This window comes from Candidatus Tisiphia endosymbiont of Beris chalybata (assembly GCF_964026555.1).
Taxonomy (GTDB): domain Bacteria; phylum Pseudomonadota; class Alphaproteobacteria; order Rickettsiales; family Rickettsiaceae; genus Tisiphia.
The window spans coordinates 672,142-698,068 of the sequence record NZ_OZ032159.1; the positions used below are offsets into that span (position 1 = coordinate 672,142).

The following is a 25,927-nucleotide window of genomic DNA, read 5'->3' on the forward strand; positions in this document are numbered from 1 at the left end:
TAGGATAGACTAATAAGGTCATAGTTCAATTATCGAGAAAGAAGCTATGACCCTAGAAGAGTTTATCATTACTGTGTATTGTTTCATAGAAGAAAAAATGACTATAATAACCAAAAATATCAAAGTAAGGAAAGCAGGATTTCCACCTTGCTTAAGTGACGTGGAAGCATTAACAATGGAAGTGGTGGGAGAATTTATCGGTTTGCACCAAGACAAGCAGATATGGGAATATTTTAAACGTCATTTTCAAGAATGGTTTCCCAATCTAAAGAGTAGACCGTCTTATGTGAAGCAATGTAGCGGTCTTTTATCTATTAAGAACATGCTGCTTGCCGACTTGTTTAAGAGTGCAAGCAAATCAGATCTGCATATGATAGATGGGGTACCGATTCCTGTAATAAATTTGGCCCGAGCAACGAGAGGGCGATGTTTTAAGGAATACGCTGACTATGGGTACTGCGCTTCGAAAGATAGCTATTATTACGGTTTTCTAGGACACGTATTAATTAATGAAGAAGGTCGAATAGCTGGATTCATGATAACTCCTGCTAATGGGTCTGAACGTGAAGCTCTGCAAGTAATGTCTCCTAATATTAGTGGCATGGTACTGGGCGATAAAGGCTATCTTGGTCAGGATTTAAAAGATGAGTTGGCCACCAAAAACATTGATTTACAAACACCTTTAAAAAAGAATATGAAGGATAATAGATCCAAGAATTTCCTTAAATGGATTACTGCTACTCGTCGTTTAATTGAAACTGTTATTGGTCAGCTTACAGAACGTTTTGCTATTAATGCTATCAGAGTTAAGAGTTACTGGCATCTACAATCTCGCATCGCTAGAAAATTACTTGCTCATACTATTGCTACATTTTTGACAAAGTCTTTAAAACTTGTGCCAACACAACTCGAAAAATTAGTTACCTGCTAAAAAAAAGTCGAACATGGCGTTAAGATAGTGAGTAGTTGATTATTATCCCAACCAGCTGCTTTTCTAAGCTGCTTGATAGAATCCCTTTTTTGCTTAGCCTTCTGTAATACATTCAATGCCATGTGTTTAATAATAGCTATATTTTGAGGAGCATTACCTTTTCTAATACGTGAATCATCATCTCTAAAACTAACATCCAAAATCCAGTGCACACTATTCTCAATAGCCCAATGAGATCGGATTGCCATACCGATTTTTACTGCTTCTTGCTCTAAAGAGCTAATGTAATATCTTGTTTCTTCAGATAAAACTCCTTTTATTTCTCGTTTACTTATAACCTCTATAATTGTCTTAAGCTCCGGCCAATTATGTTGCTCCTGTAATTCTTGTGGCATAGTAACAGCTCGATAAATCCGTTCTTCAATACGTCCATGCTCACTTCCGTCAGTTGTTTGATTGATATCAACTGACAATTCATTCAGCAACTCTTTATCTGCAAATACTAACTTAATATCTTGGTGTAAATTTCCTTGATTACCTTTTAATGATAGTATGTAATCTGCTTCTTTATCGATAATTGCTTGGGCAATCTCTCTTTGACAGCCCATAGCATCAATGGTAACAATAGCTCCTTTTATGTCTAGAATACCAAGTAATTTAGGTATTGCTGTAATTTCATTACTTTTATCAGATACTTTCTCTTGTGCTAACACTGTTCGACATTCACTAGCAAAAGCTGATACCATATGTAATGGATTCTTATCACCATCGAATGTATGACGAGACACTTTCCCATCTATAGCTATATGTGTGCTACTTGGAAGTTTTAAGCTACTTGCCCAAACGGTAAAGCATGTGCTGAATGTTTTAGGATCAAGTACTCGAAAAAAACGTCGTAACGTATCGTCAGAAGGAATTCCATTAGCATATGGAAACACCGTACGTAAAAATTCTAATTTTAACCTGCCAAATCGTTCAATATCTCGCCAACCTTCTGCTCCACAAATAATTGCAGTTAAAGTCAAAAATAAAATCTCCTCCACACTATGAAGCTTATTCCTATCAACTCTATGATCATTTATTCCATTAATAAAGTCTTCAAAACTTTCTCGTAATTCTTCTTCTCTCATGGTTACCACTCACTTATTTGTAACCACTACTATAATAATTTTTATTCAATATTACTTATATAATTTTTTATATGAGGCAGCCCTGTCAATAATCCCTTATTATTTTAAAGAACTAAGCATTATTTTTGCCGCCTTTATTCCAGTATTTTTATAATTTTTTAGGCTGGAAATTTCGTTATGGAAGGCTATTCTACTGCCCTCTATGTTAGCTAGCATAAATTCTGTATAAATTCTGCCGTTAAGGTATTGCGAATAAGCAGCGACTGGTGTTTGACAGCTTGCATCTAAATATTGTAGAAATGCTCTGCCTATTTGCATTAAGTACCAAGTATCCAGATGGTTAATTTTATTACAAATTTCCTGCAGCTCATGATCATTTTTCCTAATTTCTATTGCAATAATTCCTTGCCCTACCGATGGCAGCATTTTGCTAGTATCAATTAAGTGACAATATTGTTTATTAAATAGCCCTAATCTTTTTAATCCACTATAAGCTAAAATTGTTGCATCAACCTCGTCTTGCAGTAATTTCTTAACTCTAGTATCAACATTTCCTCTAAAAGTTACAATCTCTAGATCCGGCCGTTTATCATGCATCAGAATTTTGCGGCGTACTGAAGAGGTCCCTACCCTGCTATTAAACGGTAAGTCTTCTATACATTTATAATGTTTACAAATCAAAACATCGCGCGCATCTTCTTGCTCTAGCACGGCCGATATCATTAATTCGGGAGGTAGATTACAGGGCACATCTTTTAGAGAATGGACCGCTAAATCGATCTCCCCTTTGATCAGAGCTATTTCTATTTCTTTTAAAAATAAAGCCTTACCTCCTATATCATAAAGGTTCCTATCCTTAATTAAATCGCCGGTAGTGATGATTGGAATTATCGTGTAGTTTACCTCAGGATAATGCGTTTTAAGTTGCTCAATCACTAAATTTGTTTGGATTAAAGCCAGCGGGCTTTTCCGCGTCCCTATCCTTATTATTTTGTTCATAACAAATAATTCTTCTTAACTAATATCAAAGAGGTAAAGTAGCTATAAAAATAGTTTTACCATTTTGATCATTTTCTGCCCAAATTTTCCCCATATGAACTTCAATTACCTTTTTACAGAGAGCAAGCCCCATACCTCTTCCTCCCGCAGGAGTACGAGTTTTTGAACTTACCATAAAAACTCCAAATATATCCAATAATTCTTCCTTGGGGACTCCTATCCCTTCATCTTGAATAGTAAATTTTACTTCTAGTGCTGTTTTAATTAAATTGATTAGAATCTTGCCCTTATTACCATAAGTAATAGCATTAATAATTAAATTATCTAAAGTTTGTTTTATATAATATTTATCACAGTTCACGGTAATATTTTCTGGAATATTTAAAACAAATTCTAGCTCTCGATCATTCAGGTAAAGCTCACTACATATATTTATTCTTTCATGCACTAAATTACTAAAATTTACCTCTTCTTTATTTAGATTATAAGTTAAACTAGTTAATTTAGAAAAATCTAAAAGATTGTTCATTAAACTATTTAATCTTCTAGAGCTTTTAGCAATCACTAATGCCGCTTGTCGGCGTTGCTTATCCGAGAGCTTATCATATTTTTCCCACAAGGTTTCTCCTAAGCTAGTAATGCCTGTCATCGGAGTGTGAATTTCATGATTTATATTCCGTAAAAATTCATGTTTAAGGTTTAGTAATTTTTGTAATTCTTCCTCTCGATCACGTATTTGCCTTCCCAAATGGATATTTTTCGCGTCAGCTAACTCTTGTTGTTTTTGTTTAGGTCTTAAAAATAAGATTAAGATAATAGCAAATAATATCAAGTAACTGATTATCTTAAACTGAATAAATTCATTACTTGGTAAATTATCAACCTGCATATAATATTTATAAAATTCGCTACTAATAAAGATATTAATTACGATTAAAATCATGGTTAAATACCATCTTAATAAAATCGCAACTATTATTAAATTAACCATAAATACTACTATTTGTAGTTTATTATAATTATTTATAATAATAAGAACACTATTAGAAAAAATTAGGGTATAAAATATACAAAATAACCATAATATTGAGATAAAATCCTTATTGTTATATTTTTGAGACCATAAAGGATATATTAAAAGTGATGCTGCAGTAATGAGCGCCGTATAATTTATCAAATTGTATAGATATATATATTCTTGATATCTGTGAGTGATTCCTTCCGGTACTATATAAATAGAAAAATGGGTACTAAGCATTATAAAAAGCCCTAGGTAAATATAGGTACTTTCTTGTCTTGGCAGGCTATTATGACATAATTTCAAAATATTAAAGTTTTTAATATTATTGAAAAAATTAATGATTTTACGTTTACGTTTCGCTGTTAAACTAGTAAGGTAGAGCAGCTTTTTACCACTACTAAACCCTCCGGGTTGTTTTAGTAAATAATGACTCCCTAAAAGAAATAGCAAGTTAGTAAATAATCCTACTATGGCGGCATAAAATTGCGACATGTCCGAGAAATGCCAAAATAATATCATAAACAACCCTGCTACCATACCAATTATAATACATTTAGGAGTCGATCTGAAGCCAAAGATAGATAAAATTAGTGGGCCAGATACTATTGGCATATAAAAGCTGGTCTTTAATAAAGAAGTGAATAATAAATTTTTTATATATAATGAGATAATAAAGGCAATTATCCCTATAAGTATCGTATTAACATAGGAAAAGGTTAAGGTCTGTTTCAAGGACCATTTAATTCCTAATGCTTTAGGTAAATCGTAAGAAGCAATAATTGCTGCAACATTAATATATGAATTAACAGTAGATATTAGCATCGACATAATACACACAGCAAGCATCCCTTTAAGCCCTATATGGTAGTCATCCATACAGCTCATCATATGCGGTATCATATCATTGAGTTGAAGATTTGGGTTATTGCAAAATATCAATATCGCAATCCAAATAAACATTATTAAAAGCAGAAAACAGGCTATAGAAGCAATACCAAAGGATTTAGTTACTTGGCCCGTATCCTTGGCCATTAATATTTTTTGGAAAACAGCAGGATTTAAAGAAGGAACAATAAAAAATATAAAGGAACTAATAAAAGGCCAAAATCTAGGGTTATGGATATTAGCTAATTGAGTCAAATCAAATAATGGACTTTGCAAAACTGTATTATATACTATTGCCTCACTATCAAAATTTTGCCAAATGGCTATCCCCAATATTGGCACAATCACACAAAAAGTAAAAAATTGCACGGTATCACTAAAGGTGATAGCCCTGATGCCGCCCACAGAGGAGTAGGCTATTACTACCACTGCAATAGATAACGTAGCATAAAAGCCAGAAAAATTAGAAAATAATTGTAAAATTACTGAGGCTATATGAAATTGTATCGAGACTTTGGCTATACAATAGCATATGCTGGCAATAGCAGTGATCAATCTTACTTTTTCGCCATATAAATTTCCCATAGTTTCTGCTACAGAAAAATTCCCTAAGAACCCTTCTACGCGCGGCGCTACAACAAAACAAACTATTAGACCGTTAATAACGGTACCCGCTACAGCAGGCACTATATAAAATAGCCCGTTAGTGTAAACCTGAAATATATTAGTTAAAAATACGCTCCCGCTAATCCAAATCACAATAGCAGTGGCAGCTATATTAGCGGTAGGGAAATTTCTTCTACCAATAGCATATTCTTTCATACTTTGCACTGCAGTATATGTATTTATACTGCGCTTCTTCCCGGGAGTTATACCTATTAATAAGTTAACCACCAAGAAACAAATAAAGATAATAATATCTATATTCGAGTAGAGAAATGCCATAGGTCTTTTATATTCTAAGATAAGGTTATTATAAAATATTACGATTATTTTTATAGTCTCCACTCAGGTATTGATAAAGAAACTGGGATGTTTCTTATAGTCGCAATACCATTTTTTAATAGAGCATAATCATCTAATCTAATCAAAGCTATCCCGCTATTCTGATAACTGGAACATAATACACCAATTTTCGTATTATTTATAACAATCTCATCACTTTTTAATATATTTGCAATATTTATTTCACTAAATAGTTTAAATATCTTCTTCCTAACAACACCCTGATATTTTGTTCGTGAAATCACCTCCTGCCCAATATAGCAACCCTTGGCGTAGCTTATAGCATTTAATTCTTCTCCTCCATATTCAACTGGGATTGATCGCTCATATATTAAATCTTCATAACCATCAACTATTGCCCACTCGTACTTATCACGTAGATATAATTGTTGCGTTTCTACCATTTGAGCAGACAAGTATTTTGTGTATTCTTTATCAATGATAGAGCGAAACCGTAACTTATTATAGCGCGGATCTTGAAGAGACATGAGTACATAAGATTCTAATTTTTCTTGAGAATAGAGCACTTCATAAGTTTCATTTAAATTAACTATCTCCACTTTAGCACGCAATTTATATCTATTTAAGTAAGCTTTAAATAAATCCGCTTGGTTGATATTAATATCGACCAAAAAATTTGTGGCTGATATTTTAAAGACAAAAAAATCGAATAAATATCTCCCTTGATTACTAAGCGCGTAATTATAACAATAATCATATTTTTTTATATCATTAGTAGTTAAATTATGTAAAAAGCTCATAGCATCATTACCTGACACCCCTATAATTGCTCGATCTATTAATGTTTCATACATATTATTTTCTATATTTTAATTGACTTTAGCACTTTTATAACTACTATATGCGTATACTTGCGTTATTTTAAAATTTGAATTTGAAAGTGAATGAGCACAGAGGGGTTAATATACCTACTCTAGCCCCACAAAAACCCATGATATTTCAAAAAACAATTTTTCAAAGTAAAAAAGTATACTGAGACAATAATTATTTATTTATTATATGAGATGCTCTTCATATTGTACGTCTTCTGAATATAAAATGAATGATTTAGTAGCAAACCTCAACAAAGTTGGCTTTGAACCACAGTTTTTTGATGACGTCATATATATTCAAAAAGAAACCAGAAAAGATTCTGGTCCTATCGATGTTTTTTTCTTTCCTTTCGGTTGTATCACTATATGGGGTGCTGAAGAAGAACAGGAAAAGGCTATTTTAGCTGATATAGTTCCTGTGCATGGCAAAGAAAATAATGAACTAATTTCGGATTTTATTTATTTCGATTATGATGAAGAAACTGGAAAAACTTTTATCGATGAAGAAAAAAATGAAATTATTCTAGGAGATAAATCAACTTTTATAAAATTATCTATCTCACATGCTTTAGCGCAATCAGTTAAACTTAGTGTTCTTGAGCAATCGGTAAGTAATTTAATAGTGAAAACCACTCCTATTCAACAGGAATTAGCTAGGACAGGGAGTGTTTCTCTTTCAAAAAAAGAAATATCTCAACAAATCGGGATATTGTTTAATGAACGATATTCTATTAATTTACATAGTGATATACTGGACACCCCAGAATTTTTCTGGCGACGCCCTAGCTATGAGCCATTATATTTAATGACAGTAGAATTTCAAGATATTCAGATTCGTCAGAATATTCTTAACCATCGTTTAAGTATGATCCATGAATTATATAACATTTTATCTAATGATTTAAATTATAAACATTCTACTAGATTAGAATGGATAATTATCATATTAATTACTATGGAAGTTGTGCTCTCTCTTGCACATGACAATTTATTCTTTAAAATCATTAATTATTTTATAAAGTAATTAACACCATTAAATATTAAATATCTATTAATCATTTTATATTTAAAAAAGGTGACTAACGATACACTCGGTTTAGGTGGATATTTAAAACTGTTTTAAGTATCCATTTCTTATTATATTAATAAACCAGTTCCATATAAGAATCATTATCCGGATATAGAACTTAGGTTATAAAATCTACCATATACAATGAAGAAATTGATTGTTGCATTATTAAGTCTTCTACCTGCTACTAATAGCTTAGCTTCAGAACCTCATGCCTGGCAAATGCTGTTTCAAGCCCCTGCCAGTCAGTTAATGGAAGAATTACAAGGATTTCATAATTTCTTATTGTTAATTACCGGCGGGATAGTCTTGTTTGTTTGCGCTCTATTACTATATGTTTGTATTAGATTTAACGCGAAAGCAAATCCTGTACCGGCAAAATTTTCCCATAATATATTAATTGAAGTCATTTGGACAATTATTCCAATAATAATTTTAGCTATTATAGCAATACCATCGTTCCGTATTTTACGTTTTGCTGAAAAAACTCCTGAAGCAGAGATGGTAGTTAAAGTGGTAGGATATCAATGGTATTGGCATTATATTTATCCCGATCATGACAATATAGAGTTTGATAGTTATTTAATTCTTGATCACAATTTAAAACCTGGACAGAAACGCTTATTAGAAGTTGATAATCGACTAGTGATCCCAGAAAATACTACCGTAAAATTTTTAATTACTGCAGGAGATGTGATACATAGTTTTGCTATCCCAGCGCTTGGTATTAAAATAGATGCTGTACCTGGAAGACTTAATGAGGCCTGGACTAAAATTGCTAAGAGAGGGGTGTATTATGGTCAATGTTCTGAGCTGTGTGGGATTAACCATGGCTTTATGCCAATTACCATTGAAGTTGTGAGTAAAGAAGAATTCCAAAGTTGGTTAATGTCAGCAAAGGCAAAATTTACTATGCACAGGAATATTAGTAATAAAATTTCTACTGTAACATATCTGATGCAATAATATGACCCATAAAAACAATCTTTATCCTCATATTTATACAAAGCAGGTTACCAAAGAGCTGGTCTTTTTAAAACATTTTATCCATAATCCCAATATCTCGGTAGGAGATTATACTTATTATCATGATGACAGCCGCTATCCAGAACGGTTTGAAGACCATAATATTAGAGGATTTAAGAACTGCAAATTAACAATTGGCAAATTTTGTTCTATTGCAAGAGGCACAACGTTTATTGCTGATGATATGAACCATCCAATGGATGGGTTTTCTACCTACCCTTTCTATAATTTTGAAAGATGGAATAATTATACTCCTAATCCAGGTAAAAGTAGAAATACTATAGTGGGTAATGATGTGTGGTTTGGCACCAATGCCGTAGTTATGCCGGGAGTTACAATAGGGGATGGCGCTATCATCGGCGCTGGGGCGCTAGTAACTAAGGATGTGCCTGCCTATTTTATTGTTGGCGGTAACCCTAGCCAAATTATTAGACAAAGATTTTCTGAAGAAATAATCGAGGAATTATTAAGGATAAGATGGTGGGACTGGGAGTATAACAAAATCACTAGAAATATCGAGCATATAGTTGGCAATGATATTACTCAACTAACAAAATGTCAATAACAGGACAATCTATGACTTCACTTGCTGAACACCATGATATTCCACGAGGTATAAAAAGATGGGTATTCTCAACTAATCATAAAGATATCGGTATGATGTATATCATGTTTTCGATATTTGCTGGAATTGTCGGTGGTTTATTTTCCCTTATTTTTAGATTGCAGCTAGCAATGCCTGCGGGACAAATAATCCAAGATTATCAATTATATAATGTCATAATTACTGCCCATGCCATTATTATGGTGTTTTTCATGATTATGCCTGCTTTATTTGGAGGGTTTGGTAACTATTTTGTCCCTCTTTTAATAGGCGCGCCCGATGTTGCTTTCCCAAGGCTCAATAATATAAGTTTTTGGCTACTAATACCTGCTTTTATTCTATTAATGCTCTCAGCTTTTGTAGATAATGGCCCTGGCACTGGCTGGACTCTTTATCCCCCTTTAAGTAATTTAGTTGGCCACCCTGGCGCTGCTGTCGATATGGCTATTTTAAGCCTGCATCTTACTGGTCTTGCTTCAATTGTTGGCTCAATCAACATGATTGTCACTATCTTTAATATGAGAGCAGAAGGAATGGGTTTATTTGACATGCCCCTCTTTGTATGGTCTATTTTACTGACCGCCTTTTTATTAATATTAGCAATTCCGGTCCTAGGTGGGGCTATAACTATGTTACTCACTGATAGAAACTTTGGCACCACTTTTTTTAAACCAGATGGCGGCGGGGACCCAGTGTTATTCCAACATTTATTTTGGTTCTTTGGACATCCAGAAGTATATATCGTAATACTACCAGGATTTGGTATAGTAAGCCAAGTGATCGCTACTTTCTCACGTAAGCCAATATTTGGCTATTTTGGGATGGTGATAGCTATGATAATTATCGGATTAGTAGGATTCATGGTTTGGGCGCATCACATGTTTACTGTTGGCCTTACTTATAATACCTTAGTATATTTTACTGCGGGGACCATGATAATTGCAGTACCAACAGGCATTAAAATATTTAGCTGGATTGCTACTATGTGGGGAGGTTCTATTACCTTTAAGACCCCTATGTTATTTTCTATAGGATTTATTTTATTATTCACAATCGGTGGCGTAACAGGAATAATATTATCAAATTCAGCGCTTGATAGAGTATTGCATGACACTTATTATGTGGTGGCGCATTTCCATTATACTATGTCTCTTGGGGCATTATTTACGGCTTTTGCAGGCTTCTATTATTGGTTTGGTAAGATGTCAGGGCGTCAATATCCTGAAAGATGGGGTAAGATTCATTTTTGGATTACCTTTATTGGGGTAAATTTGACATTTTTTCCGCAGCATTTTCTTGGGCTTAGCGGAATGCCACGAAGAATCCCTGATTATCCGGATGCTTTTGCAGGATGGAATATGGTTTCCTCTATTGGGGCGGCTATTTCATTTGCGGCGGCTCTTTATTTTGTGTTTATTGTCATTTATACTCTAAAATATGGCCAAAAATGCCCTGATAATCCTTGGGGAGATGGAGCTGACACTCTGGAATGGACAATTTCCTCTCCTCCGCCATTTCATTCTTTTGAGGTACCACCAAAATTGCAGCGGCAACAAAATTAATTTTTAAAGGTTAATTTTTTAATATTTTGTTATAAAAAAGGTGTTTGGGGTTGTGTTTTAATAGTATTTATTATATCTTAAATTAAATTACTATTTGACATTATTATCCTCATGAAAGAAATTAATATAGAACAAACCCTGGAACCTGCAGGGTTCTGGAGGAGAATTGCTGCAGGGTGTCTTGATGATACAATAATCTGGAGCCTTGGATGCATCTTGGCATTTATAATCATCGCATTTCTAATGATTGTTACTGAGTGGGAGGGAAAAGCCTTTTTACAATCTCTAAGTAATGAGTCTCTTCTAAGTATTATATATGATAATACTCCACGTGATGTTTTCAATCTGAAAGATACTGCAATGATGACATTGGCTATTATTAGTGGCAGTTATATTGCAGCCTTTGAATCATCCAAACTGCAAGCAACCGTTGGCGGCTATTTGGTAGGGATAAAAATCCTGAATAAAGATGGTAGCTCCTTAGGATTTTTAAAGTCTTTTTTTAGAAGCATAAGCATGACAGTTACCTTGTTCTTAGCTTCCTTTTTAAGTTGCATAGCGGCATTTTTCTCGAATCCCGATATATCCGATGCAGATCTGTTCAGGATAGCCAATATGACGGTCTATATATCGTGGATTATAATAGTAATTCTAAATATTGGTTTTTTCATATATGATGACCAAAAAAGATTCCTTCAGGATATAATTTTTAGAACAAGAATAGTACGACGATAAAGATAGATGACCAAGAAGCCAATAATAGCGATCACTCTTGATTCAGTTAATAATACTGAAAAATACGTATATTCTGCTTTTCCTTGGTATGCCCTGCGGCAAAATTATGCCGAAAGTGTATTACAAGCTGGCGGAATCCCCTTAATGCTGCCATATCAATATGATACTATAGATGAGATACTGGCAGTTATTGATGGATTAATTATACCAGGAGGGGATGAAGATATTCACCCTAAACATTATGGTCAAGATTTTCTCTCAACTAGGACTTGCACTAATGCTGAGCGTGATAATTTTGAAATTTTGCTTACCCAAAAGTCGCTAGAACAAGATCTCCCTTTCTTAGGGATATGCCGTGGGATGCAGCTTCTAAATGTCGTATGTGGTGGCAGTCTTATTCAACATATACCTGATCATCTCAAGGATTCTACGATTAACCACGAGCAACCGCATCCTAAAAATATTGTATCGCATCCAATAATAATCTCCCCGCAGACGCAGCTAGCCAAATTAGCTGATTCTCAAGAGAACTATATGGTCAATTCAACTCACCATCAAGCAGTGGGCAAATTAGGTACAGGCCTACAGGTTACTGCCATAGCGCCCGATGGAATTATCGAAGCAATTGAATCTATTAATCATCAATTTGTGCTAGGGGTAGAATGGCACCCTGAATATTTAAATCCTAATGGCCTTGACCTTAATATATTTAAAGGTTTAATTGGAGCTGCCATAGCTTATAAAAACCTAAAGTTAATAAAATTATAAGCCCCTTCTATACTAGGTTCTTATATCTTATAATACTTATAACCTATTTCTAAGATATAAGAACCTAAGCTGATTTCGGTATAATCTATTATATCGAAACCAGCAGAATATACTGTTGAAATGAAGAGGTGGTAGACGATAGAATCTACAACCCTGAGTACTTACAACTAAATTTCTTTGCTTAGACTACTCCCTCCTCCATTTCTCCAATAATTGGCAATTGATTATTTTCCCTAGGAATGATGTGATTTAAGCCACTAGCAATACTATTATTGATAGTGCTAGCCCTAGAGTAAGTAACATTATCATTTGTTCTCTCTATATATTTATCGATCAGGCATGCAGCAGTTGTCATTAATACCCCTAAGGTTGCACATCCTAATACTACTGGTACAACGCCTATACTTGCCGGAGCGTGGTGATGCAGCGGCAAATAAGGGGGTATATTATCAGTAATATTATTAGCAACAAGGCAGCTATTATTCGTTACTTGATTACCATCGATAAATACCAAATGCAACTCTGTACCATGTGGAAATAGTTCTGAATGTATTTCTGCTGCTGGGCAATCTTCGAATATCGAGATATTCTGAATAATACTATTGTTAACAAAGCTGAGTACAAAATTAAATTGCTTGTCTAAGTTAAGCTCTAAAGCTTTTTTTGTAAAATTGCAGATAAAGTCACATGCTGACTTTACAAGATATTTTATTCCCTCAGCGCCCATGGCATCATTTTTAAATATTTCAATATGCGATATATACTCTGGTGGTTCAGGCTGCACTAAAAGTTTGGACACACAGCTAGAGAAATACTTTGTTATGCTATTTACCATAGATACAAATGGTTGATACCCAACCTCACACCTACGAAACGAAAAATCAGAATTAAAGGCCGTAGCAGTGCAATCTTTATTTTCTATAGTATGAGCAATACCCGTAACATTTGTTGGGCTATTACATACTATATTAACTAAAGCTTCTTCCAAATGGTTGTTCATTGTAACCTCCAATATAATTATAATTAATGTTTAAATCTTAAAACTCATCATATTAGAAGATGTCAGGGTACTTAAATAATAAAAGTATTTTTGTTAAATTAAATAAACCAATAAGTAGAAAACTAGTGACATATTTGTTTAATAATTCTTGTTAAACATTAATCTAAGCGTAAAATATTATATTAGACCTCTTGCATAACCTAAAGATAATTGAAGAATTTTTAGGAGAAACGAAGTCGAGTACCGCAGCGTACATAGACGTACGTGAGGAACAGAGAGGAGTTTCGACGACAAAATGACCAATTAGATTAGGTTATGCAAGAGGTCTATTGAAGTAACCACAATGAAAGGTAAAAGCGTTTAAATAATATTTAGGAAGGTATAATACTGCTCATACTTCAAAAATTGGATTTCATTTTAAATGACAAGCACGCGCAGCCTACGATGTAAGTACGTAAGCACGTGAGTCTATGATATAAAAAACAATTCAGTAAAGCAAATGAGTATATGTATTGACTTATTTAAGGCTCTAAGCTTATACTAATCTATAGGCGGCGAGCTGCCTATAGATTAGTACTAAAGTTATGTTATCAACAATATATTTACGAGGATATATGACTACTAATAAAAATAACAACGATAAAAATCATCAAAATAGCAGTAGCCAGAAAAACACTAACGATCGGGACAATAAAAAGAATAACAGTAGCTCAGGGCACAGCAATAATAATAGCCATGATAGTACTAAAAAGAGTTCTAGTAGTAATAGCAGTAGTGGAAGCTCTAAATTGTCCGATGCTGCTGCTACTTTAGCTAGTAAGGATTCTACTGCCCAAGAAAAAAGCAAAGCTGCCTCAATAATGAGCCACGAAAGCGGAAAGAATAGCCAGTATAACGACCATAAAGGCGGTAGCCGTAGCTCAAGTAAAAATGATAAATAATAAAACTATTAGATAATTCGTATCGAGCAGGGAATATACAAAAGAGATAAACTTAAGGATATATAGTATTGAGGAGAAGTTGGTGACATCGTCGCTCCATCGCTCCTAGCACTAAATTCTCCTGAATTGACTATAGCGTACTTTTAGGGATTTTTTCAATTAACTGTATAAATTTCTTCAAAGGCCTTAAATTCTTTCTGCAAGTTTGGTTAAAAAAATGATCCATGGCTGCCTTCCAATTTTGGGTAAGCATGGCTCGTTTTTTTGCCATTATAATTTAATTGCAAAATATAGATCCTTGAAAAGAGTCCCTCAAAAACAGGCTTGTCATTTGGAGAAAACCCGTTTATTTTTAGTAACTATTACGTACTTAATGAGGATAATAAAAAATGGCTTTTAGAGTATAACTCGGTGAACTTCGTATACCACCTCTTCAGTTACGAACAGTATACATAGCTAAGTTCTCATACATGCTTACGTTTTTTACAATACAATCTTGAAGAATAATTGATGAAAATATTAATTCTTGGCGTTACAGGAATGCCGTTACAGGAATGCTTGGTAATGCTATGTTTCGGTTTATGGCAAACAAGGCTGGAGTAGAAGTATATGGTACAATGCGAGATACCAGTGCTTATGCTCATTTCCCTCAAGATTTAGCAAAGCAAGTTATTGCACCAATAGATGTTGAAAATTATGATTCCTTAGTTAAAACATTTGCAGCAATACAGCCAAGTATAGTAATAAATTGTATTGGCTTAGTAAAACAATTAGAAGATGCTAATCATCCCTTGCACGCGATTCCAATTAATGCTTTACTGCCTCATAGACTAGCTAGGCTTTGTCAAATAAGCAATACTAGATTAATCCATATTAGTACTGATTGTGTTTTCTCGGGCAGCAAAGGTAAATTATACAGAAAATGATTTTGCAGACGCAAATGACCTCTATGGTCGGTCTAAGTTTTTAGGAGAAGTAGATTATCCAAATAGTATAACTCTGCGCACTTCTATTATTGGACATGAGCTAGGAAGGTCGCGGAGCTTAATTGGTTGGTTTCTTGATCAGCAATCTTCCGTTAAAGGTTTTACTAGAGTAATTTTTTCAGGATTGCCCACTATAGAATTAGCACAGATAGTTTATAATATAGTGATACCTAAGCCAAATTTAACTGGGCTTTATCATGTAGCTGTCAAACCTATCAATAAATTTGATTTATTACACCTTGTAGCTAAAATTTATCAAAAAACAATTGAAATAATTCCATCAAATAAGTTAATAATTGATCGCTCTTTAAATGCAGAGCGTTTTAATCAAGCAACTGGTTATGCTACACCGGAGTGGCCGGAATTAATTAAAGCGATGTATGAATTTAAATAAGGTATACTGCTCATACTTCAAGAACCATCATTTTATTTTGAATGGCGAGCGTTTGCTGCGTACATGCCAGTACGTGAGCACGTGAGTCCATGATAAAATAAAAAAACAATTCAGCAAAGTGAATAGCCTATCGAGCAGGGAATTTGCAGGAGATGAGGTAGGCAAAACCGTAGCACACACTCGGGTGCAAATATGGATCCCCGCCTAGATTCGACCTGCAAATTACCAGCAGAAGTAAGTTTCACAAGAGGTCTAATAAATTAACAGTTTAGGAGTAAATACATAATGCCTCCCTTTTTTTATCGCCCTGTAAAAAATTATTGCTTATTTTTTTAGCTTATTATCACGCTGTCCTATAACCTTATGTATAAAGCTATAGAAAAGTAAAAATAGGGCAGCAAGTCCTAGGTTAAATATTGCTATTTTCCAGAAACCTTCTTTATATATCTCCAAAGATTCTAAACAATCTACTTCACCATTTATAGAGGGGATTGACATCAATTTGGATATTACCATGCCAGCCAAATTAGCAAATGCTGCCGCAAGCATTACTATACCCATTACAAATCCTTTCAAGTTTTTAGGGGCAAGTAAGCTAGCTTGCTCTTGGATTAATGGAGCTATACATAATTCTCCTAGACTCATAAAAGATATAGCAACTACCAAATACATATATCCTACTTTACCTTGTAGGTTGGCGTTTAAACATCCAATATATAGGATGAAGAAACATATCGGCATAGTCAAAAGACCAAAAGCAAATATAGAAGTTGCGTATTTCCTCTCAAACTTCATATAGAAACCAAATAATAACCCTAGTATGATTATCGATAAAGGATTGATGGCTTGAGATATAGAAGCTGGAATTTTTATACCTAATAACGTGCTTACCACATTTCTGTCAGCGAATAAATTAATTAAAGAGCCAAGTTGCATCTCTAAAGCAAAGAAACAAGTAAAGAACATTAAGAGGATAGATAACGCTATTAACTTTTTTCTTTGCTCTCTTGACGAGCTCAATATTATATAAGCAAATATACCGAAAATTATGCCTCCTATCAGTGTAAGTATATTAGCAAAAAATTCGCTATGGTTCAGCATATTAGAAACTAATATTGCTACCAAACAGCTACCAACAAGCGTCATACTAAATACTGCTTTAGTCATCAGATCAGGGCGTGGTGAAATTCCATTATCTCCTAAAAGATACTGAAATCTAATAAAGGTAATAAGTCCTATGAACATACCAATACCTGCTACACCAAAACCATAGTGCCAACCATATAAGTAAGCTATATAACTACATGAAATAGCCGCTAGAAATGAGCCTACATTTACACTTACATAGAATAAACTAAAGCCTCTACTACGTTCCGGATCATCCTCTTGATAGCAAGAGCCAAGCAAATTTGTTACATTTCCTTTAAACATACCAGTGCCCACTGCTATTAGTGCTAGACCGAAATATATTAATCCTGGCTTAAGCTCAACCAATGCCATAGATATGTGACCTACAGTCATAATAATGCCGCCTAGCGTTACCATGTTACGAAATCCCATCAATTTATCGGCTATAAAACCGCCAAGCACGGGTCCTGCGTAACCTATTGCTGCAAATAAAGAATAGGTGGCATATGCTTTTGCATCTTCAAATCCTAATTTAGAAGTTAAAAACAATATTAATAAGGATCTCATTCCGTAATAACTAAAACGTTCCCACATCTCAACAAAAAATAATATTCTCAAAAATTGAGGGAACTTCTCTGTATTTGATAAGTCTATGACTTTGCTCATAAAATTTACTTCATATAATAAATGTTAATTTTACCTAGATTCCAAAAAAACTAAAATGCTTTAAATGAAGCTATGTACCAGGAAAATATTGAGACTTTCTGCCTAAGACAATCTATAGTTAATTAAGATGAGTTAGAGACTCAGGACGAGGAGCGACAATGTCCATAATTCTCTGTTTCTTCTAAAATTCCGAAGGCTAGTTTGACTTATGCAGAAAGTCTATTATACCCTTTTGGTTTTAAGAATTGGATTTTGTTTGAGGGAGTAGAGCGACGCATACAAATAGTAAAAAGAACGCAACTACGGAAAAACAAAAATAATTCTTGAAATAAGAGCAGTATATAGAAATTTAAATTATTTTTTGACTATTAGAGCCAATGAGAATAGAGGAGACAGGAAGGCATCATTAGAGGAAAAGATAAGGAAACCTTATTAATATTTTTTATACCTATTAATATTTGCTGATTCTGTGAATCGCTTAATGCTTTTGACATAATAACCTAAAATTATCTAAAAAAAGTAGTTTTAGTAAAATAAATTTAAAAATTGACAAGGTCAAGCACTATTTAACACAGGGCTGCCTCATATAAAAAATTATATAAGTAATATTGAATAAAAATTATTATAGTAGTGGTTACAAATAAGTGAGTGGTAACCATGAGAGAAGAAGAATTACGAGAAAGTTTTGAAGACTTTATTAATGGAATAAATGATCATAGAGTTGATAGGAATAAGCTTCATAGTGTGGAGGAGATTTTATTTTTGACTTTAACTGCAATTATTTGTGGAGCAGAAGGTTGGCGAGATATTGAACGATTTGGCAGGTTAAAATTAGAATTTTTACGTACGGTGTTTCCATATGCTAATGGAATTCCTTCTGACGATACGTTACGACGTTTTTTTCGAGTACTTGATCCTAAAACATTCAGCACATGCTTTACCGTTTGGGCAAGTAGCTTAAAACTTCCAAGTAGCACACATATAGCTATAGATGGGAAAGTGTCTCGTCATACATTCGATGGTGATAAGAATCCATTACATATGGTATCAGCTTTTGCTAGTGAATGTCGAACAGTGTTAGCACAAGAGAAAGTATCTGATAAAAGTAATGAAATTACAGCAATACCTAAATTACTTGGTATTCTAGACATAAAAGGAGCTATTGTTACCATTGATGCTATGGGCTGTCAAAGAGAGATTGCCCAAGCAATTATCGATAAAGAAGCAGATTACATATTATCATTAAAAGGTAATCAAGGAAATTTACACCAAGATATTAAGTTAGTATTTGCAGATAAAGAGTTGCTGAATGAATTGTCAGTTGATATCAATCAAACAACTGACGGAAGTGAGCATGGACGTATTGAAGAACGGATTTATCGAGCTGTTACTATGCCACAAGAATTACAGGAGCAACATAATTGGCCGGAGCTTAAGACAATTATAGAGGTTATAAGTAAACGAGAAATAAAAGGAGTTTTATCTGAAGAAACAAGATATTACATTAGCTCTTTAGAGCAAGAAGCAGTAAAAATCGGTATGGCAATCCGATCTCATTGGGCTATTGAGAATAGTGTGCACTGGATTTTGGATGTTAGTTTTAGAGATGATGATTCACGTATTAGAAAAGGTAATGCTCCTCAAAATATAGCTATTATTAAACACATGGCATTGAATGTATTACAGAAGGCTAAGCAAAAAAGGGATTCTATCAAGCAGCTTAGAAAAGCAGCTGGTTGGGATAATAATCAACTACTCACTATCTTAACGCCATGTTCGACTTTTTTTTAGCAGGTAACTAATTTTTCGAGTTGTGTTGGCACAAGTTTTAAAGACTTTGTCAAAAATGTAGCAATAGTATGAGCAAGTAATTTTCTAGCGATGCGAGATTGTAGATGCCAGTAACTCTTAACTCTGATAGCATTATGAACTGCGCCCCTATGTTTAGACCAAAAAAGCTTTAAATAGAGAGACTATTATTTTCATAAACTATCTACAAAAATATTATTTTTATAATTTTGTAGCTGTTGTGGTAATAGTGGAATTGTGGGTAAGTCGCAAGACTTATCCATAAATCCACTATATATCTCAAACGGCGTTTTGTACTCCAAAGCCTGATGGGGCCTTTGATTGTTATACCAATTCAACCATTTCGGGATATTATTTTTCAACTCTAAAACTGAAGTACACCGGTATAAATACGACCCCTCATACTTAAACGATCGCCATAAACGCTCGATATGGGCATTATCGTTACACCTGCCTTTGCCCGTCATGCTGATGCTTATGACGCATCTCCTCAATTCATTAATCCAATCCTCGCTGGTAAACTGGCTACCTTGATCACTATTAATTATCGACGGCTTCCCATATTTAGCTATAGCATCTTCTAACGCTAGCAAACAGCTCTCTGTATTTAAACTATTTGATAAACGATATCCTACTACTAATCTAGTATAAACATCGATTAATGCAACCAAATACATAAAACCACTTTGTACCCTTAAATAAGTGATATCCACCTGCCATACCTGATTTGGCTTTATAACCTCTAACCCTGATAGCAAATATGGATAAATAGCTTCTTTTAGGTTTCTTTTACTTGTATTAATCGAAGGGTAAATTGCTTGCAAATTCATTAGTTTCATCAACCTCCTGACTTTTTTGCTGTTAACAATTACCACTTCTCTCCTAAGTATCGCCGTTATTCGCCGGTAACCATATATCGGATAATTACTATAGATCTCAACTATTCTATTACTTAAATAATTATCTTGATCCTTCTCCGAATCCTTGTAATATAGGCTGGAGCGGTTCAGATTCAATAGCTGACTTTGCCGACGAACACTTAAATCTTTATAATCCTTATCTACCATCACTTTCCTCTTTATAGTTTCAACTTGGCAGATACGAGCTGCAAAAAATCGTTTTCTACCTTCAATTTGCCAATAGTTGCATGCAGTTTCTCTATTTCGCTTGTAGAACTAGAGGAATTACCGTTTTCATAGCTAAACTTAAAAATATCAGCACCATTTTCCAAAAATTGTTTCTTCCACCTTGTCATTACCGACCTTGGAACTTGATATTTTGAGATTATTTCAGCAATACTCAAATCTCCTCGGATCATCTCTAGCGATACTTTAAACTTAAATTCTTTACTGTAACTTTTTGGCTTACTCATTTTCGACTGCTCCTATTTTATATTTATTTTAACATAAAATAGTCTCTCTATCACTGCTCTAGTTTTCGGGGCGCATTACGCATACACGGTAGTATGCGGGAAGCATAGTAGCCATGCATATTTGAAGATACGTACCCTGTATGCACCTTAATGGACTATACTATACTTATGCAGGAAGTCTATTATTTTCCTTCCCCTACCTTATAGTCATTGGTGATAGGGTAGCGTCTTTCTTTCTCGAAACTGCAACTAGTTAATTTAATTCCTACTGCCGATTGCCTTCGTTTAAATTCAGAATTTTTTACTAATAACACTATTTTTTTTACTATATTACTATCAAACCCTAGTTTTACGATCTCATTCATTCCTAGATTATGCTCTATATGTAAATTTAAAATTTGATCAAGTAATTCATACTCTGGCAATGAATCACTATCTTTTTGATTATGAGATAATTCTGCCGAAGGAGGTTTACTAAATATTCGCAAGGGTATTATATCAATTACGGGAGTCTTAATATCAATTAAGCGGGGGAGATTTTTGTTGCGAAATCTTGCTATTTTATAAAGTTCTGTTTTATATAAATCCTTAATTGGACTAAATCCGCCACACATATCCCCATATAACGTAGCATATCCAGTAGCACTCTCACTTTTATTACTAGTAGCCACCAATAAGCTATTAGTAGAATTAGCAATACTCATAAGGATAGTACCTCTAATTCTTGCTTGCAAATTTTCATAAGCTATAGAGGAAATATTATTAATAGTGTTCTTGGCTGCTTTCAGCATATCAATTATTGATATAGATTGGTATACTGCCCCTAAGTTCTGAGCCACCTGCTCAGCATCTTCTATACTCTCCTTGCTGGTAAATTCAGAAGGTAACATCACTAATGTCACATTACTTGCCCCCAAACTATCTGAGGCAATAACACTTACCAAAGCTGAATCTATCCCGCCAGATATTCCTAGTAATACTGAATTAAAGCCATTATTGATAACATACTCCCTAAACCCTAAAATTATTGCACTATACATTTGCTCTGCTTCCGCTAAAGGAGCATAAGGCAAGACTTTTGAAGTAAACTTAGCTTCCGTTTGGTTCCCGTTCTCTACAGGGATCAAATTTATGCTTGGCGCTAAAGCTGGATGAAAATCTATATTAACAATACAAGTATCTTCAATAAAAGAACCTAATACATGCTTAAGCCCATCCTGATAAATAAAACTATTGCCATCAAAAATTATACCATCATATCCCCCTATTTGATTACAATATATAATTGGTAAATTATTATCTTTAAAACATTGCTCAGCTTTTTGAATTCTAATATTGAATTTATCCTTTTCATAAGGAGAAGCATTTGGCACTAATATTATTTCAGCTCCTTTAGATTTGAGCTCCTTAGACACCTCTGAACACCAAAAATCTTCACAAATTACTACTCCTACCTTAATCCCATTAATTTCGATTATTTCTGGTGAGCCTTCTAAAAAGTACCTTTTCTCATCAAATACTCCATAATTTGGCAAATATTTTTTGGTAGTGGAACCAATACAAATACCATGTTGCACGGCTAATACTCCATTATACAAGCCGGCATTTTTATAAATCACAGTAGGCAGTAACAGTACTGTTTTTTTAGTAATTTGTATAAGTTCAGTAACATATGCTTGTACGTCATTAATAAATGCACGATGTAAGAATAAATCCTCACATAAATAACCAGTAGTAATTAATTCAGGCAGTAACAATACATCCAAATTTTGACTAAGCGCTATGTTATAATATTTGGTTATTAGCTTAATATTATATTCTAAATCACCAATTTTAGGCTTAAGTTGTGCAACTAATATTTTCATGATACTCCTTATTATCTTGTATACTGCTCGCACCTGAAGAAGAGGTAGACGATAGAATCAACTTCAAGAAGAGAGCGAGGAACGGCAAAGTCGAGCAGCGCCGCATACTATAAAGTACGTGAGCAGCCTCGATCTTTAAGGCACGACGACGCCAATTCTTGAAGTTCACCGAGTATACTATACAGTTTTGATAGAACTGATTGTATAGCCTGCGGCATTTAGCTGGTGACACTTGATTTTGCAGGATTCGGTTGTGCTCACGTATTCTCTATACGCTGCGCAACCTCACCTTTAAATTCAAGTGTCACCAGCTAAATCACTTTGGCTATACGTGCAAGATGCTCGTAATCGTTATAGGGTAATAAATCAATTTCACAAGAAAAGTTTTTATTAGTTATATAATATTCTAATAAATGCAACATACCTTGCTGATGTTTATTTAATTCTTCTTTGCTTAAATCAATTGCTATAGTTTGAATATATGGTGGTGAACTTGAGAGTTTGACATACATAATTTGCTGAATTTCTGCAACTTGTATGCCAAAACCTCCTTCCCGTAATATTAACGCTTCAATAATTAACTGAGGAGATAAACCTAACTCTACATCTTGTTTATTTGGTAAAGTTCCAGTCTTATAATCTATAATCACCGCTTGCTTTTTTTCATTTACTTCTATTCTATCCGCTACAGCTATTATTTTTAATTCTTGACCTGCAATAGTTAAAGACATTTCTCCCCTACATTCAGGATAAATATATTTGAAATGCTTTCTACGCTCTTCATCAAATTCTATAAAAGATTTGGCGATAGGAATAAACTTCGTTTGCCATATTTTCTTAGTATAAAGCGGCAGCGTTGTATTTTGTGCAATGCCATCACTTATATCTAATATCAATTGCAGCGGATCAGGTGTGGAGTCATCATAATTTGTGGAATATTGTTCTAAAATCTTATGAATAAAAATACCAAATTCAGATATTTTAGGATCTTGCCCTATTATCTCTCTAGCCCTTAATTTCAATATCGTTTTAGCATAAAAACTATAAGGATTTCGGATTAACATCTCGATATTAGTTGCCGACAAGATATTAGGGAAAACGGGACTATAGATATAATCTTGTTTATTTGTAGGGTTAATATTATCTGGTCTTACAATACCCAGATTATTATTTGTGATTATTGAGGTTTGCTTAATTAACTGATTGCCTAACAAGAATGCCAACTTGAGTAATAAATTAGACGGTAATACCCCCGATTTGCCATTTTGTCTTTTGGCTCTAGTAATTATTACCTCTGTGTTATGTAGCAATAAGTAGAAAAAATATTGGTATATAGAATTCTTGGTCTTCGTAACAGTAATCTGCAATTCTTGTAATGTCTTCTCATTAACCCATTTATTGATTGAAGAATAAGAAGACCCTCGCCCCTGGTTGAAATCAGCTAATATTACCAAATCAAATTTTAATAATGCTAAATCTTCTGTCTTACCGAGCATTATATTGGGAGGGGAGGGATTAGAAGTAAAATAGGTATACCCCTTCATTAACATTTTAAGCAATTCTGGAAAATATTTTTTATTTTCTAATATTAAATTACCATCATTTTTGACCAGCTCAGATAGAAAATTTGTAAGCTCCAAAGCGTTCGCTTCATACCAAATATCAGGATAAAGTTTTTCAGCAATTTTCATTGAAGTTTTCAATATTTTAATAAAATTATTATCAGTATATTGGTAGACTAGCTTTATTAATTTCCCACCCCAATCTATTAATTCTTTATTATTCGAACTTTCTATTACTGCCAACAACTGCTCCTGGCTTAGAATAAATCGATTTTTCCCCTTAATTAATAGTTCTAATTCTTGAACTAATCGAGAATTAATTAAGGGATTTTTTAATAAAAAAAATAACTGTTTTAAATCAAAATTATTACATAATATTTCGGTAATAGTAACTATCAAAGAGCTAGTTAAAGTTTGAGATAAATTATTACCTAATAAATCTTGAAATTCTAAAGAATATTTAGTTAAAAAATTACAATAAAAGGATTTAGTAAGAGGGCTCTCTACAATAATGGCTATTTTTTTGCTAGTATCTTGCTTACATAACCATGCGATTTGTTCTGCTTCTTCAAAAATATCCTCAAGTTCAATATATTTTATACTGGTAAGAGATTGTACGTTGGATTCATTAAATTTTTGCTCATTACTTTCTATAATTAATTTATTTAAAATAGTGTCATGGGGGGGAGCAGCTCCTAGAAGCTGACAATCAGATAAATTACGTCCCAAAAATCCTAATAGTTTTTTAAAATTATATAAACAATCTTCTTCTGCTTTCCCTGGTGCGTTAAACAAGAAATCTGGTATATTATCAATAGGGGATAAAATTATAAAACCTCTGGGGGAACTTGCAATATCTTTTAAAAATTTCCATAATATAAGGTCATCCCCAACTATCCCAGCAGCTATTAAACTACAGTTAGGATGTTTTAACCTGGCTATCTCCGCCTCCAACATAGTTATGTGCCATTTGACCCGATCTTGTTTTCGTAAGAATATTAGCTTTTCATTCCATGCATGATAGGTGTACTGGAGAAACTCATAAATAGAATCCCAATGACTTGACAAGTTTTTCTGTTCGATAATGTTTACATCCTCTATGGATAAGTGATGACAAGCAAGTACATAAAACAGTTCAGTAATTATAGGACAAAACTGCAAAGCTTGTTGGGTAGTAAATTTTAATTTAGGATAATTTTGAATAATTTCTGTTAGAATAATTTTTTCTTGCAAAAAACTTATCGCTTCTAAATTTGCTGGGGGGATCTTAAATATTTCTTCTCCTTCAGCCATAATATTAGCAACTGGGATAATTTTAGGTAAAATTGCCAAAGTCTGTTTCTTAACCAAAATCTCTTGCAAATTTAAGCAAGCTATACCATTTGGCAATATCACCTTAAGGTTATTAATAGAATTTTTAGTTACAAAATTATCTAGAATAAAATTAGCTAATATCTCTAAAAATGGTGAAGATGGGTTGACTCTATATAAATTCATTAATATTTGATACTATAGGGGTTATAATATTACTTATAGCTAGTAATTACTTAGGCACTAACAGCTAAATTTTAAAGGTAGGTTTTAGGTTCTGTAAAGGAAATTTTATAAGACTTCCTGCATAAGTCAAAAATCCCGA

At 33.6% G+C, this 25,927-nt stretch carries 19 protein-coding genes and 1 pseudogene; 10 read left to right on the forward strand and 10 right to left on the reverse strand.

What is annotated here, in order from left to right:
- Positions 1-46: 46 nt before the first annotated feature.
- The gene (locus tag AAGD44_RS03280; protein ID WP_341763539.1) at positions 47-931 is read left to right on the forward strand and encodes an IS982 family transposase; all 885 of its coding nucleotides are present in this window, start codon (positions 47-49) and stop codon (positions 929-931) included.
- Here the strand turns inward: AAGD44_RS03280 and AAGD44_RS03285 are convergent.
- The 4 genes from AAGD44_RS03285 to AAGD44_RS03300 all read right to left on the reverse strand — a co-directional run bounded on the left by AAGD44_RS03285 (position 928) and on the right by AAGD44_RS03300 (position 6,786).
- A complete protein-coding gene (locus tag AAGD44_RS03285; RefSeq protein WP_341763596.1) occupies positions 928-2,061 on the reverse strand; it encodes an ISAs1 family transposase in 1,134 nt (377 codons plus the stop codon). The genes AAGD44_RS03280 and AAGD44_RS03285 overlap by 4 nt on opposite strands.
- Before the next feature lie 99 nt (positions 2,062-2,160).
- On the reverse strand, positions 2,161-3,060 hold the full coding sequence (gene hemC / locus AAGD44_RS03290) for a hydroxymethylbilane synthase (protein ID WP_341764546.1): 900 nt from the start codon (positions 3,058-3,060) through the stop codon (positions 2,161-2,163).
- 25 nt (positions 3,061-3,085) lie between these two features.
- Positions 3,086-5,788, reverse strand: coding sequence for a sodium:solute symporter family transporter (locus tag AAGD44_RS03295; RefSeq protein ID WP_341764547.1), 2,703 nt, complete (start codon positions 5,786-5,788; stop codon positions 3,086-3,088).
- 173 nt (positions 5,789-5,961) lie between these two features.
- Positions 5,962-6,786: a folate-binding protein gene (locus AAGD44_RS03300; RefSeq protein WP_341764548.1), complete on the reverse strand. Its 825-nt coding sequence runs from the start codon at positions 6,784-6,786 to the stop codon at positions 5,962-5,964.
- 244 nt (positions 6,787-7,030) lie between these two features.
- On the opposite strand from AAGD44_RS03300, the gene AAGD44_RS03305 reads away from it, so the two are divergent.
- The 6 genes from AAGD44_RS03305 to AAGD44_RS03330 all read left to right on the forward strand — a co-directional run bounded on the left by AAGD44_RS03305 (position 7,031) and on the right by AAGD44_RS03330 (position 12,568).
- Positions 7,031-7,828, forward strand: a complete 798-nt coding sequence (locus tag AAGD44_RS03305) for an RMD1 family protein (RefSeq protein WP_341764667.1) — start codon at positions 7,031-7,033, stop codon at positions 7,826-7,828.
- A 189-nt stretch (positions 7,829-8,017) separates the two neighbouring features.
- Entirely contained in the window at positions 8,018-8,839 is an 822-nt protein-coding gene (gene coxB, locus AAGD44_RS03310) for a cytochrome c oxidase subunit II (protein WP_410520996.1), read from the forward strand.
- Between the two features lies 1 nt (position 8,840).
- Positions 8,841-9,464 carry a CatB-related O-acetyltransferase gene (locus AAGD44_RS03315; protein WP_341764549.1) on the forward strand — a complete coding sequence of 208 codons (624 nt, stop codon included), beginning with the start codon at positions 8,841-8,843 and terminating at the stop codon, positions 9,462-9,464.
- Between the two features lie 11 nt (positions 9,465-9,475).
- Positions 9,476-11,065 (forward strand): cytochrome c oxidase subunit I, encoded by a 1,590-nt coding sequence (gene ctaD, locus AAGD44_RS03320; protein WP_341764668.1) that lies wholly within the window; start codon positions 9,476-9,478, stop codon positions 11,063-11,065.
- A 111-nt stretch (positions 11,066-11,176) separates the two neighbouring features.
- Positions 11,177-11,800 carry an RDD family protein gene (locus AAGD44_RS03325; RefSeq protein ID WP_341764550.1) on the forward strand — a complete coding sequence of 208 codons (624 nt, stop codon included), beginning with the start codon at positions 11,177-11,179 and terminating at the stop codon, positions 11,798-11,800.
- A 6-nt stretch (positions 11,801-11,806) separates the two neighbouring features.
- Positions 11,807-12,568, forward strand: coding sequence for a gamma-glutamyl-gamma-aminobutyrate hydrolase family protein (locus AAGD44_RS03330; protein WP_341764551.1), 762 nt, complete (start codon positions 11,807-11,809; stop codon positions 12,566-12,568).
- Between the two features lie 181 nt (positions 12,569-12,749).
- Here the strand turns inward: AAGD44_RS03330 and AAGD44_RS03335 are convergent, their stop codons facing one another.
- Entirely contained in the window at positions 12,750-13,568 is an 819-nt protein-coding gene (locus AAGD44_RS03335) for a hypothetical protein (RefSeq protein ID WP_341764552.1), read from the reverse strand.
- Positions 13,569-14,182: 614 nt separating this feature from the next.
- Between AAGD44_RS03335 and AAGD44_RS03340 the strand changes: the two genes are divergently transcribed.
- The gene (locus tag AAGD44_RS03340) at positions 14,183-14,509 is read left to right on the forward strand and encodes a hypothetical protein (protein ID WP_341764553.1); all 327 of its coding nucleotides are present in this window, start codon (positions 14,183-14,185) and stop codon (positions 14,507-14,509) included.
- Between the two features lie 554 nt (positions 14,510-15,063).
- Positions 15,064-15,889, forward strand: a pseudogene (locus tag AAGD44_RS03345) (dTDP-4-dehydrorhamnose reductase family protein).
- A gap of 324 nt (positions 15,890-16,213) precedes the next feature.
- Here AAGD44_RS03345 and AAGD44_RS03350 read toward each other — a convergent pair.
- Positions 16,214-17,683: an oligopeptide:H+ symporter gene (locus tag AAGD44_RS03350; protein ID WP_341764554.1), complete on the reverse strand. Its 1,470-nt coding sequence runs from the start codon at positions 17,681-17,683 to the stop codon at positions 16,214-16,216.
- Between the two features lie 657 nt (positions 17,684-18,340).
- Between AAGD44_RS03350 and AAGD44_RS03355 the strand changes: the two genes are divergently transcribed.
- Positions 18,341-19,474, forward strand: a complete 1,134-nt coding sequence (locus AAGD44_RS03355; protein ID WP_341763596.1) for an ISAs1 family transposase — start codon at positions 18,341-18,343, stop codon at positions 19,472-19,474.
- Positions 19,475-19,665: 191 nt separating this feature from the next.
- On the opposite strand, the gene AAGD44_RS03360 is transcribed toward AAGD44_RS03355, so the two are convergent.
- The 4 genes from AAGD44_RS03360 to AAGD44_RS03375 all read right to left on the reverse strand — a co-directional run bounded on the left by AAGD44_RS03360 (position 19,666) and on the right by AAGD44_RS03375 (position 25,788).
- On the reverse strand, positions 19,666-20,559 hold the full coding sequence (locus AAGD44_RS03360; protein ID WP_341763476.1) for an IS3 family transposase: 894 nt from the start codon (positions 20,557-20,559) through the stop codon (positions 19,666-19,668).
- 11 nt (positions 20,560-20,570) lie between these two features.
- The gene (locus tag AAGD44_RS03365) at positions 20,571-20,864 is read right to left on the reverse strand and encodes a hypothetical protein (RefSeq protein WP_341763459.1); all 294 of its coding nucleotides are present in this window, start codon (positions 20,862-20,864) and stop codon (positions 20,571-20,573) included.
- 182 nt (positions 20,865-21,046) lie between these two features.
- The gene (locus AAGD44_RS03370) at positions 21,047-22,729 is read right to left on the reverse strand and encodes an NAD+ synthase (RefSeq protein WP_341764555.1); all 1,683 of its coding nucleotides are present in this window, start codon (positions 22,727-22,729) and stop codon (positions 21,047-21,049) included.
- 311 nt (positions 22,730-23,040) lie between these two features.
- Entirely contained in the window at positions 23,041-25,788 is a 2,748-nt protein-coding gene (locus tag AAGD44_RS03375; protein ID WP_341764556.1) for a PD-(D/E)XK nuclease family protein, read from the reverse strand.
- Positions 25,789-25,927 lie beyond the last annotated feature (139 nt).

What these genes read in the sequence shown, in the direction of transcription:
- AAGD44_RS03335 (WP_341764552.1), bottom strand. Translation starts at nt 13,568, where the DNA reads ATGAACAACCATTTGGAAGAAGCTTTAGTTAATATAGTATGTAATAGC.
- AAGD44_RS03325 (WP_341764550.1), top strand. Translation starts at nt 11,177, where the DNA reads ATGAAAGAAATTAATATAGAACAAACCCTGGAACCTGCAGGGTTCTGG.
- AAGD44_RS03375 (WP_341764556.1), bottom strand. Translation starts at nt 25,788, where the DNA reads ATGAATTTATATAGAGTCAACCCATCTTCACCATTTTTAGAGATATTA.
- coxB (WP_410520996.1), top strand. Translation starts at nt 8,018, where the DNA reads ATGAAGAAATTGATTGTTGCATTATTAAGTCTTCTACCTGCTACTAAT.
- AAGD44_RS03340 (WP_341764553.1), top strand. Translation starts at nt 14,183, where the DNA reads ATGACTACTAATAAAAATAACAACGATAAAAATCATCAAAATAGCAGT.
- AAGD44_RS03305 (WP_341764667.1), top strand. Translation starts at nt 7,031, where the DNA reads ATGAATGATTTAGTAGCAAACCTCAACAAAGTTGGCTTTGAACCACAG.
- AAGD44_RS03315 (WP_341764549.1), top strand. Translation starts at nt 8,841, where the DNA reads ATGACCCATAAAAACAATCTTTATCCTCATATTTATACAAAGCAGGTT.
- AAGD44_RS03280 (WP_341763539.1), top strand. Translation starts at nt 47, where the DNA reads ATGACCCTAGAAGAGTTTATCATTACTGTGTATTGTTTCATAGAAGAA.
- AAGD44_RS03365 (WP_341763459.1), bottom strand. Translation starts at nt 20,864, where the DNA reads ATGAGTAAGCCAAAAAGTTACAGTAAAGAATTTAAGTTTAAAGTATCG.
- AAGD44_RS03350 (WP_341764554.1), bottom strand. Translation starts at nt 17,683, where the DNA reads ATGAGCAAAGTCATAGACTTATCAAATACAGAGAAGTTCCCTCAATTT.
- ctaD (WP_341764668.1), top strand. Translation starts at nt 9,476, where the DNA reads ATGACTTCACTTGCTGAACACCATGATATTCCACGAGGTATAAAAAGA.
- AAGD44_RS03355 (WP_341763596.1), top strand. Translation starts at nt 18,341, where the DNA reads ATGAGAGAAGAAGAATTACGAGAAAGTTTTGAAGACTTTATTAATGGA.
- AAGD44_RS03285 (WP_341763596.1), bottom strand. Translation starts at nt 2,061, where the DNA reads ATGAGAGAAGAAGAATTACGAGAAAGTTTTGAAGACTTTATTAATGGA.
- AAGD44_RS03295 (WP_341764547.1), bottom strand. Translation starts at nt 5,788, where the DNA reads ATGAAAGAATATGCTATTGGTAGAAGAAATTTCCCTACCGCTAATATA.
- AAGD44_RS03370 (WP_341764555.1), bottom strand. Translation starts at nt 22,729, where the DNA reads ATGAAAATATTAGTTGCACAACTTAAGCCTAAAATTGGTGATTTAGAA.
- AAGD44_RS03300 (WP_341764548.1), bottom strand. Translation starts at nt 6,786, where the DNA reads ATGTATGAAACATTAATAGATCGAGCAATTATAGGGGTGTCAGGTAAT.
- AAGD44_RS03360 (WP_341763476.1), bottom strand. Translation starts at nt 20,559, where the DNA reads ATGGTAGATAAGGATTATAAAGATTTAAGTGTTCGTCGGCAAAGTCAG.
- hemC (WP_341764546.1), bottom strand. Translation starts at nt 3,060, where the DNA reads ATGAACAAAATAATAAGGATAGGGACGCGGAAAAGCCCGCTGGCTTTA.
- AAGD44_RS03330 (WP_341764551.1), top strand. Translation starts at nt 11,807, where the DNA reads ATGACCAAGAAGCCAATAATAGCGATCACTCTTGATTCAGTTAATAAT.